Below are 10,129 nucleotides of genomic sequence, written 5' to 3' on the forward strand. Positions count from 1 at the left end.
CGGAAAAATTAAGATAGCTAACAATGCGCTATGAGATCGACAGTCCATTGCTGGTCAGCCTGTTGCCGACGATCGTCCAGGCCGAGGATGGGTTGGCGAGGCTGGACGAAAGGACGACACGCGTCACGGTCGCGGAAGGCTTTGCCGAACGCCGACATTTCTTTGACGCTATCGGTGCCTTGTGGGTCGCCGGTGAACTGGTTCACGTCGAAGACCTCGTCTTGCACGATGCCCGCATGGATACACGCACGCCAAGCCACGAGCTGACGATCGCCCATTCCATTTTGCGAATGCGAAGGCGCATCTGGACTGCCGCACCCGACTGGGCGCTGAGCCCCGCAGGATTGTCGGTTCTGGCCGGCGGCATGGAAGGGGAGGGGCCCCTCGAAATCAAGAGCACAAAGCCTTTGGTCGACGAGGATGCAGAAGGCGAGGTGGATGGTCTTCTCTCCGCTGAACTGGCCGCGATCGATGCGATCCTGGAAAGGTCGCAGCGTTTGTTGGATAGCCATGGCCATCTCGGCAGGTCCGAGCCACACGACACGCCCGAGCGCACGCGCGAGAAGCGCAGCGACGATCCCCTCGGCCTGTTCGATGACGAGGAATGGGACGAGGTTGCGCGCCTCGGGGCATGGCGCAAGACGATCGCCATCGCCGACGCATTGCCAGCGACGCTCGGCGCAGCTCTGATATTTGATGCCTGGGAGAGGATCGAGCCACTTCGTCGGCAGCATTGGCTTGGAGGCCTTCTGGTCGCCAGCTATTTGCGCGCACGCGGCAAGGTCACGTCCCATCTTTTTGCCTTCTATGCCGGCCTCAAGACGATACGCCATGAGCGGCGACGTGCGCGCGACCGGCTGACGCGATTGCAGGCTTTTCTAGAGGGCATGGCAGAAAGCGCTGCCGTAGGACTCAAGGAAATGGACCGTCTTTCGCTGGCGCGCACGCAAATGGAAATCCGCTTCAGGGATCGCCGATCAAACAGCAGCCTGCCGCGGCTTGCGGACTTCGTCCTGTCGCGGCCGATGGTCTCGTCGGCAATGGTGGCGCGCGAGTTGCAGGTGACCAGTCGCGGCGCGCTCAATCTGCTGAACGACATTGGCATCCGTGAAATCACCGGACGAGGGCGCTATCGCGCCTGGGGCATAATCTGATCCGAGACTAAAAAGAAAGCGGCCGGGCGTGGAGACCTGGCCGCTTTTTCTCGGTGAACACCCGATCCGCGCATCCTGTCACAGAGTGCGGACCGGGCGCTCTAGCGCTTCCATTGCCCCCAGAAGCGCTGATCCTTACTCTCGCTCACCTGTGAAATTGAGCAGAAGCTGGAAGATGTTGACGAAGTTCAGGTAGAGCGACAGCGCGCCGAAGACAGCAAGCTTCTGGTTCGATTCCTGATCGTAGTTCTCGGCATACTGCTCCTTGATGTTCTGCGTGTCGTAGGCCGTCAAACCGACAAAGACGAGGATGCCGATGACCGAGATGGCGAACTGCAGCGCACTGGAGCCAAGGAAGATGTTGACGATGCTCGCGATGATGACACCGATCAGACCCATCATCAGGAACGAGCCGAAGCGGGAGAGATCCTTCTTCGTCACATAGCCGTAAAGGCTGGTGGTACCAAACATGGTCGCTGCGATGAAGAAGGTGCGTGCGATGCTCGTGCCCGTAAAGACAAGAAAGACGGATGCAAGCGACAGGCCCATGACCGCGCAGAAGGCCCAGAAGGTCATCTGTGCCGTACTAGCCGACATCGTCTGGATCTTGAACGAGAAGAAGAAGACGAAGGCGAGCGGCGCAAGCATCACCACCCACTTGAGCGGGGACTGGAAGATCGGCACATAGAGTGCTGGCGTGCTGCCGACGACAAAGGCGACGATGCCCGTGATAACGAGGCCGACGCCCATGTAGTTATAGACACGCAGCATATGCTGGCGCAGCCCCTCGTCGAACAGCGCTTGCGAGCCTGCGGCCGAGCCGTAGCCAAAACGCGGATTGGTCGGGTTCATACTGATCTCCTCGGTTGGACTAATAAAGCGTGCGGGCGAGCCGATCGGCTGCCGCATCCAGGTTTATCTCGCGATCGCCAGCGACGAGCGCATAGGCCACATCGCCAATCTGCCAGTAGGCCGCTTCTGCCTTGTCGAGCGCGACATGGTTTACGGACCGCACGGCGAATGCGCCCGGTCGCACGGCAAAGAGCGAAATCTGTTTGTCTTGCGACGTCTTGATCGCCATTTCGACGCTCGGGCCGAACTCGGACGGGAATATCTGCACATCGGCGATCTTCCAGTCTTCCGGCAGTTGCGGCATGACGATCGCAGTCGCTGCGCGAATATCCTCCGCCTTGTAGATTGCGACGGATTGAGATGGCACGGACTGGCGCAGCAGCGCCGTATGATAGGCGCGCACCGCATCCTCGACATAGGCCGGGGCAGGCACAGAGGCGGCAACTTCAGTCGCCGTAAATGCGCCGAAGGAGGTATGGGCGACCCAGCCTGCAGCAACAAGAACGCCGACGGCTGCGATGCGCTGCACCGAATGAAGGATGCGGCCATAGGCGAGGCCGCGTTCCAAACGTCGCGCCGCATCGCGCGTATCGGGACGGCCGAACGCGCTTTCGCCGGCGAGCGCGAGACGCAATTCGCCCCTCATGCTGAGATCAGCCATGACCTTCGCGGCAATCGCGGGGTTCTCTGACAGGAAGGACTCGACCTGAATGCGACGCGCCACGTCGAGTTCGCCGTCGACATAAGCATCGAGATCAGCGTCGATGATAGGATCAATTGCCTTCATTGCCGTTGCCTCCGATTAATCTCAAACCCGATGCGCGCGGCGCCTTCTCCTCGAATTCGCGAAGCTGCGCGCGGGCGCGCGAAATGCGCGACATCAAGGTGCCCATCGGAATGCCGAGGGCCGTTGCCGCTTCCTGGTAGGAAAGATCCTCGATCGCAACCAGATGCAGTGCCTCGCGCTGCTCCTCCGGAAGATGGAAGAACGCGTCTCGTACCTGTTGGAGACGTACGGCATGCTCCTGGGCGGCCTGCAGCGACTGCTCCGTCTCGACGGCGGCTTCCTCGTGTCGGCGCGCCAAGGATCGATCCTGGCGGACGCGATCGATGTGAGCATTGTGCAGGATCGAAAGCAGCCAGGTGCGCAGGTTGCCACCGCGGCGGAAGCTCTGCTTCTTCTCGTAGGCCCGCAGCAGGGCGTCATGAACGAGATCTTCCGCATCATCCGAATTGCGCACGAGCGAGCGTGCATAGCGCCGAAGCGCTGCCAGCTGGCTTATGACGTCGAATGGGCGTTCTTTGCGTTCCATGATTGAGTATACGGATTTGAGCGAAGAGTTATTCCATCGTCGACAAAAATTCGAATGAGCGTTTGGTCATCGATGGGAAAGCGACGGCCTGACATCGGGACGATGCCGGGCGCAAAACCGCGTAGAACGATGCGCAGGCTTATTCAGGTCGACCGTCCGACAGCTCCACAAGGATCGGACAATCGGGTCTGTCGTTGCCGTGGCATGCGTGGATCAGATGCTCCAACGTGCGACGCAGTCCGGTGAGTTCCTGGATCTTGCGATCGATTTCGCTCAACTTCGCCTGCGTCAGTTCCTTGACATCCGCACTCGCCCGGCTCTTGTCTTCGTAGAGGGCCAGCAGCTGGCGACATTCCTCGACGGAAAAGCCGAGGCCGCGCGATCTCTGCAGAAAGCGCAGTTTGTGGACATCGGTTTCGGCATAGTCGCGATAGCCATTTCCACTTCTCTCGGGGCGGATCAAGCCGATATCCTCATAGTAGCGGATCGTCTTCGGCGCCAATCCGGCGCGTTGCGAGGCTTGCCCGATATTCATGCGATCTCCTGTAGCTTGACGAACCGCAGTCGCAGCGCATTGGCGATGACCGAGACGGACGACAGGCTCATGGCGGCGGCAGCGATCATCGGCGACAGAAGCAATCCGAACACAGGATAGAGCACACCCGCCGCCAGCGGCACGCCAAGCGCGTTATAGCCGAAAGCGAAGGTGAGGTTCTGTCGGATATTGAGCATCGTGGCCATCGCCAGCCGCCTCGCGCGAACGATCCCATTCAGATCACCTTTCACCAGCGTCAGACCGGCACTTTCCATGGCAACATCAGCGCCCGTGCCCATTGCGATACCCACATCGGCTGCGGCGAGCGCGGGCGCGTCGTTGACGCCATCGCCGGCCATGGCGACGACCGCACCCTTGGCACGCAGCTCATCGACCAAGGCCTTCTTGCCTTCTGGCAGAATGTCGGCGCGTACCTCGTCGATGCCGAGGCTCTTTGCCACGGCGCGCGCGGTGCGTTCATTGTCGCCCGTGGCCATGATGATCGTCAGCCCGTTGTCGTGCAGCGCCTTGATGGCAGCTGCCGTGGTCTGCTTGATCTGATCGGCAACGGCCACGAAACCGGCGAGACGGCCATCGACGACCACGAACATGACCGTCTTGCCGTCATCACGCAGCGAGCGAACCTGTTCGGCAAGGGGGGTGACGTCGATACCGAGATCATCCATCATTGCGGCGTTGCCGAGCGCGACAACTGTCCCATCGGCCTTGCCCAGGACGCCTTTGCCGGTTCTCGCTTCGAAGTCGCTGGCATCGCTCGGATCGATGCCGCGTTCCTGCGCGCCGGATACGATTGCCTCGGCGAGCGGATGCTCGGATGCGCGCTCAAGGCTCGCGGTCAGCTTTAGCAGGCGAGTGTCGCTGATGCCGCCAAGGGGAACAACATCTGTCAGTCTGGGCTTTCCTTCAGTCAGCGTACCCGTCTTGTCGACGATCAGCGTGTCGACGCGTGCGAAGCGTTCAAGCGCTTCCGCATCCTTGATCAGAACGCCTTCATGAGCGCCGCGGCCGGTCGCGATCATGATCGACATTGGTGTCGCCAGGCCGAGTGCGCAAGGGCATGCGATAATGAGTACGGCAATGGCGGCAAGCAACGCATGCGCCATGCGGGGCTCTGGGCCGACAAAGCTCCAGACGACGAAGGCCATGACAGCAGCAGCAATGACAGCGGGAACGAATATTGCCGAAACGCGGTCGACGGCACCCTGGATGGGCGCGCGCGAACGCTGCGCTCTTGCGACCAAGTCGACGATGCGCGACAGCGTCGTGTCGGCACCGACCTTCTCGGCGATCATGACCAGCGTTCCGTTCTTGTTGATCGTGCCGCCGGTGACCGCGTCGCCCGTCCGCTTTTCGACCGGAATCGGTTCGCCTGTTATCATGGACTCGTCGACAGTCGATTGCCCTTCGCTGACGGAACCGTCAATCGGGATGCGCTCGCCCGGACGAACCCGCACACTCTCGCCGACCCGTATCTCATCGATGGCGACATCGGTCTCCGAGCCGTCTGCATTGACGCGCCGTGCGGTCTTCGGTGCAAGGTCAAGCAATGCGCGTAAGGCCGAACCGGTTCTTTCTCTTGCCTTCAGTTCCAGAACCTGGCCGACGAACACGAGAGCGACAATGACGGCCGCCGCTTCGAAATACACAGGAACGGCATCACCATGGCCGCGGAAGGTATGCGGGAATAGGCCGGGCGCCATCGCCGCGACGACGCTGTAAAGATACGCCGTGCCAACACCCAGTCCAATCAGCGTCCACATGTTCGGGCTGCGGTTGACAAGGGAGGCAAAGGCGCGGCGGAAGAAAGGCAGGGCGGCCCAAAGGACGACCGGTGTGGCGAGGAGCAGCTCGATCCACGTGGCTTGCGGTTCGCCAATCCAGTCACGCAGCGGCAGACCGATCATCGGGCCCATACTGATTGCAAGCAGCGGGATCGAGAGTGCAGCGCTGACCCAGAGCCGGCGGGTGAAATCCACCAGTTCCCGATTCGGACCTGCATCTGCCGGTGGAATGCCCATCGGTTCCAGCGCCATGCCGCATTTCGGGCAGTCGCCCGGATGATCGCTGATGACCTCGGGATGCATCGGGCAGGTATAAAGGGTCCCTTTCGGCATCGGCTCTGGGGCAGGTCTATCTCCGTCGCGATAGGCGGCGGGATCGGCCTCGAACTTCGTCTTGCAGCCGCCCGAGCAGAAGTAGAATTTTTCGCCTTCGTGCTTTAGGAAGTGCTTGGCAGTCGCGCGATCGACGGTCATGCCGCAGACCGGATCCGTCGCCGTCAGATAGTCCTGCGGCGCAGCTTCGAACTTTCGCCGGCAGCCATCGGAGCAGAAATGATAGACATGCCCGCCATATTGAAGCGAAGGCTTGCCGGCCTTGGGACCGACCGTCATTCCGCAGACAGGATCACGCACAACGTCGGCGGCAGCGTCAGCGCCGTGGTCATGACCATGTTCTTCGTGATTGTGGTGGTCGTGCGTGCTATCCATCCGAGTCTCCTTTGCCTAATAGGGCAGCGGAACCTCTTATGAACCTTCCAGCACCTGGAAGGTCAAGCGGAAATGTTCGGCATTAAATCAACGCGCAGTGTCGGCAGTGTCGGATGAACGGAATTGATGAGACTAAGCTCCCTGACCGCGTGTTTGAATCGGGTTTCGTGAGACGAGATATGGGCGCGCGCGGCCGGATAGCCTGTAATGCATTGGCTTGCTTGAACGTTTCGGCAATTCTTACCTAGGCGAGGAAGTGCAAGTTGGCTCCAGGGTAGTCTTGCAACGTGGCTTGCGACTGCTTTCTTGAAAGGATCTCCACGGCGCCTTGTCACGCGAGATCTTGGACGAGGCTGAAACAGCACGTCTTCAGGCAAGAAGGCAGGTGAAGTGAGCCGCACTCGTGGGCCATGAAGGGGCGGATCCTTTGAAGACGTTCGGCAAATCGGCAATCGGAGAGGGGACGGCGCCGTGGGTCACAACCGGCGCCAGGCGGCAACGACGGTGATGAGGCAGCGGCCAGCTTGGTCGCCTGACGCTTAAGAGTGGCGCACTAAAACAAAGGGCCTGCCGGGGCAGGCCTTTAGCGGGTTGCATCGGTCATCTGGCAGATACTGAAATACCAATTGCGACAAATTCCGCACCTTGCAGGTATCAAAGCACATCGGTCTGCTGCTCGCACGTCAGGAAAAAGCTTCCGGTCGATGAAGGAGCTCAGTTCTTGCGATGGGGTCCTCGTTCCTCGGCGGGCACGTCATCAGCCTGCAGGATAAGGAGGGTTCCGAGCGCTCTGGCAGATTCTCGCGGCAGGGCATAGTGCAGCCACCCAAAGCGAGGATCGCGAATGTGAAGAAGCGGTTCTCCAAGCAGTGCGTCGGGTTCTGAGTACCAACGTGGATCAAGAACGGCGTCGACCATCTGCCCACCCTCCCAATTCTCGTCATGAGGCGGCGGCATCTCAGCCCTGATCTGGCCGGCGCCTTCGATAAGATCTGATACGGAAGTTGCGTCAAGCACGAACGCGACCGGCGGATCTGTCGGAAACGTGATCGTCAACGTCTTAAACTCGTCGTCGAGTTCCCACTGAGGTTCCCCGCTGTTGATCATGCTCACCTCTTGGTGATCGCATCGTGCAAGATGCAGTCGTGGATTGCCGACGACGCAAAACAAGAGAAAGCCGACGATGATTGATGGCCCTGTTCGATACAACCGTTCGATTTAGGATGGCCTATAGTGTCGCAACTTCTCTTTGATGGCACGTACTCACTTGGACGTATGAACTGCTTCCCCACAGTGCTCGATCTCTTAATCGATGCATTCATCCCGGCCGGTAAAGTGCGCCGGCCGGGGCATGGCGCATGCAGCCCCGGCCGGTATTTGCCGATCAGCAAGGGACCAGTGGAGGTCGGGTCGCCGCATCTCCTTGTGATCGTCGTGCATGGTCTTCGAATTTTTCGGCCAAAGTGAGACGCGTACCAATGGATGAAAACCTAGCCGAACAGAGGCTGGAACCGGCGGAGGCTGGGTGCCTTCCCAGGAGAAGCTCGCCGGCCCGATGGTCATGTCGTCAAAGATATCAGTCGCCATTTGAGACTTTGTGGAGGACGGCGGCGTAGGACCAACGAGGTGTCGAGCCCTTTAAGCCAACGCATTCAGGCCAAGTCGCAGAATGCCTCTGTGGTGCCCATGGCAGAATGCTCGGGAGGTCACCGGGGCGATGTCTCCCGTCAGTCCAGTGACCTCTTGACCTGCTAAGACGATCAGACGCGCCATCGACGCTTCAGGCAATTGCTTCATCGGCTTCAGCCCCTGCTTGCTTGCATGGCCTTGCGCAGCTGTCGCAGCGCGCGCAATAGGCTTTGAATGGTCTCAGCGCCTCAAAATTAGCATCGATTTGACGATTGGCCTCAGTTTGCGTCGTATCGGAGCGCTTCCTGTTCGCGGATGCCAATCGTCTCGAAGCGGTCCGCACGCGATCGATGCTCCTGAGAATGGCCAACAGATGCTTCGCTTCCTCAGCTTCCATCGCGGCGAGAGGAACGCCATCCAGGCGCGCTGGCTCATGCGTTGCCTGATCAATGATAGACCAGCCTGAGCCTTCCATACGGAGACGATATTCTTCGGCCATCGGCAATCCCCATTTTTTGACACCTGTCATTCTGAACGAGGGCAGTCGAAGCTGCTATTTCCCAAATTGGCCGGTTTCGTCGCTCAAAAGTTGTATATTCAAGGGCCGTAATATAGTGGGTGGGACCGTACTCGTGCAGTTCAGGTCAACAATTACCCGCCCAGCGCCTGGTACGGCTCCATTGAATTGTTAGCAAATCACGGTCTTGTTCTCCTGGCCACGGCGCCTGCTCACAAGCCTGTCGAGGATACCATTCGGTTATAACGAAGGGCATCACGTGACGGCGACTCAGGAGGCGCGAAAGATCGTAGGGCACGCGGGGTACAATGCGCCTGTGCTTTCCGCCTTCAAGCTCCACCAACCCATATCGCGCCCTGGTCTTTAAATTAGTTCTGTGGTCGGTTCAAAATCGTGGTCGGAGAGGTTTCTCTGCGACTTCACTCCTTAGCGCCTGTAGCGCGCCGTCTGCCATTTCCTGACCGACGTGGGGGCCTTTGTTACCGTGTTCGGGATAGTATCCGGGCAGGTCGACCGGCATGCTTCTCCCTTTGTAGGTGAATGGGCGCACGACGCCCTGGTGCAAAAACTCGCCGGTTGCAACAAGATCATCGCTTCGTTCCGGATGTATCGATCTTCTGGCAGGCCAGATCTTGATCAGCGACAGGTATGGAACGTCGCGCTTTGCGGCGGCGACCTTGATCTGTTCCAGAAGAGAGTTGGGCAGGCGCAACGAGATCGAGGTGGACGATGGTTTCAGGTTCGGCAATCGCACCTTCGCCGCTTTCCTCCAGTCGATATGATCGGCAGAGTCATGGTGTTCCCAATAAGTCCGCTCTTCGGCTTCCGTGCTGAAGTGCGGCACGGGATCGGGCTTCCTGCTCATTATAGCTCCGCTCCTTTCGGCTCATATCCCGGGCGGAAATCACCCGGATTCTCGTTTCGTTTGTCCGAAGCGTGAAGGTGATATGGAGCAACCTTCCGTCATCGGTGCGGCCGAGCGCATGAATGCGCTGCTCGCTAACTATGTCTCAGATCGGGCACCGCCGGCCAGTCGGCTACAATGAAGCGCATCGCTGAACCAAACAACCGACTGGATACAAACACGACGATTGGCTATCCTTCGTAAATGGTTCTTGACCGACTCGTGAAGATAGCCGCGTGGTTGTCGCTTGCTGCCATCCTGTTCGTGACCGTCTCGCCGATCGGTATACGACCGCACGACGTCATGTCCGTGCGCTATGACCGAGCACTCGCCTTCACAGCAATGGCTCTCCTGTTCGTGGTAGCCTATCCCCGTCACTTTTGGGCTTGCGCGATCCTGGTCATACTCGGAGCGGCCGCGATAGAACTCCTCCAGTATTTCTCACCAACCCGCCATGCGCGGCTTGAGGACGCTTCTGTGAAAGCTGTCGGTGCAACAATCGGCGTGGCTCTGGGGTTTGCAGCAAACTGGATCCGTCCGCCGCGCTCGAGCTAGTCTGCTCTAAAGGTGAGTCAAATTTCCGGCCGAACCATTTCAGATGGCTGATCAACTCGTTATCGATGGAACCCAGGTCGTTTTTTGAGCGGCTCGGAATAACACCTCGACTTGGTCGTGCCTCCTATCGGCGTCTTTAACTTCCATGCGGATGAACCAT

General features: G+C 59.3%; 8 protein-coding genes and 2 pseudogenes. 2 read left to right on the forward strand and 8 right to left on the reverse strand.

The window, feature by feature from the left end:
• Positions 1 to 23 precede the first annotated feature (23 nt).
• Positions 24 to 1,154, forward strand: coding sequence for an RHE_PE00001 family protein (locus WGT02_RS21950; protein WP_024314444.1), 1,131 nt, complete (start codon positions 24 to 26; stop codon positions 1,152 to 1,154).
• Between the two features lie 135 nt (positions 1,155 to 1,289).
• Here WGT02_RS21950 and WGT02_RS21955 read toward each other — a convergent pair whose 3' ends face one another.
• The 8 genes and pseudogenes from WGT02_RS21955 to WGT02_RS21990 form a co-directional block, all read right to left on the reverse strand.
• Positions 1,290 to 2,006: a Bax inhibitor-1/YccA family protein gene (locus WGT02_RS21955; protein ID WP_024314445.1), complete on the reverse strand. Its 717-nt coding sequence runs from the start codon at positions 2,004 to 2,006 to the stop codon at positions 1,290 to 1,292.
• A 19-nt stretch (positions 2,007 to 2,025) separates the two neighbouring features.
• Positions 2,026 to 2,793 carry an anti-sigma factor gene (locus WGT02_RS21960; protein ID WP_024314446.1) on the reverse strand — a complete coding sequence of 256 codons (768 nt, stop codon included), beginning with the start codon at positions 2,791 to 2,793 and terminating at the stop codon, positions 2,026 to 2,028.
• A complete protein-coding gene (locus WGT02_RS21965; protein ID WP_024314447.1) occupies positions 2,780 to 3,319 on the reverse strand; it encodes a sigma-70 family RNA polymerase sigma factor in 540 nt (179 codons plus the stop codon). The genes WGT02_RS21960 and WGT02_RS21965 overlap by 14 nt, the downstream gene beginning before the upstream one ends.
• Positions 3,320 to 3,458: 139 nt before the next feature.
• A complete protein-coding gene (cueR, locus tag WGT02_RS21970) occupies positions 3,459 to 3,854 on the reverse strand; it encodes a Cu(I)-responsive transcriptional regulator (RefSeq protein WP_208246827.1) in 396 nt (131 codons plus the stop codon).
• A complete protein-coding gene (locus tag WGT02_RS21975; protein ID WP_208246829.1) occupies positions 3,851 to 6,364 on the reverse strand; it encodes a heavy metal translocating P-type ATPase in 2,514 nt (837 codons plus the stop codon). The genes cueR and WGT02_RS21975 overlap by 4 nt, the downstream gene beginning before the upstream one ends.
• A 714-nt stretch (positions 6,365 to 7,078) precedes the next feature.
• Positions 7,079 to 7,471 carry a hypothetical protein gene (locus WGT02_RS21980; RefSeq protein WP_208246831.1) on the reverse strand — a complete coding sequence of 131 codons (393 nt, stop codon included), beginning with the start codon at positions 7,469 to 7,471 and terminating at the stop codon, positions 7,079 to 7,081.
• 1,664 nt (positions 7,472 to 9,135) lie between these two features.
• A pseudogene (locus tag WGT02_RS21985) lies at positions 9,136 to 9,375 on the reverse strand (BrnA antitoxin family protein); the annotation flags it as partial.
• A pseudogene (locus tag WGT02_RS21990) lies at positions 9,302 to 9,511 on the reverse strand (BrnT family toxin); the annotation flags it as partial. The pseudogenes WGT02_RS21990 and WGT02_RS21985, both read right to left, overlap by 74 nt.
• A gap of 125 nt (positions 9,512 to 9,636) precedes the next feature.
• Here WGT02_RS21990 and WGT02_RS21995 point away from each other — a divergent pair.
• A complete protein-coding gene (locus WGT02_RS21995) occupies positions 9,637 to 9,969 on the forward strand; it encodes a VanZ family protein (RefSeq protein WP_375679413.1) in 333 nt (110 codons plus the stop codon).
• The last annotated feature ends 160 nt before the right edge of the window (positions 9,970 to 10,129 follow it).

The sequence above is a fragment of the Rhizobium sp. T1470 genome, from assembly GCF_042140505.1.
Lineage (GTDB): Bacteria > Pseudomonadota > Alphaproteobacteria > Rhizobiales > Rhizobiaceae > Rhizobium > Rhizobium favelukesii.

Bases quoted from the DNA above. Each gene is read 5' to 3' on its own strand.
- cueR (WP_208246827.1), bottom strand. From the start codon at position 3,854: ATGAATATCGGGCAAGCCTCGCAACGCGCCGGATTGGCGCCGAAGACG.
- WGT02_RS21955 (WP_024314445.1), bottom strand. From the start codon at position 2,006: ATGAACCCGACCAATCCGCGTTTTGGCTACGGCTCGGCCGCAGGCTCG.
- WGT02_RS21975 (WP_208246829.1), bottom strand. From the start codon at position 6,364: ATGGATAGCACGCACGACCACCACAATCACGAAGAACATGGTCATGAC.
- WGT02_RS21965 (WP_024314447.1), bottom strand. From the start codon at position 3,319: ATGGAACGCAAAGAACGCCCATTCGACGTCATAAGCCAGCTGGCAGCG.
- WGT02_RS21980 (WP_208246831.1), bottom strand. From the start codon at position 7,471: ATGATCAACAGCGGGGAACCTCAGTGGGAACTCGACGACGAGTTTAAG.
- WGT02_RS21950 (WP_024314444.1), top strand. From the start codon at position 24: ATGCGCTATGAGATCGACAGTCCATTGCTGGTCAGCCTGTTGCCGACG.
- WGT02_RS21960 (WP_024314446.1), bottom strand. From the start codon at position 2,793: ATGAAGGCAATTGATCCTATCATCGACGCTGATCTCGATGCTTATGTC.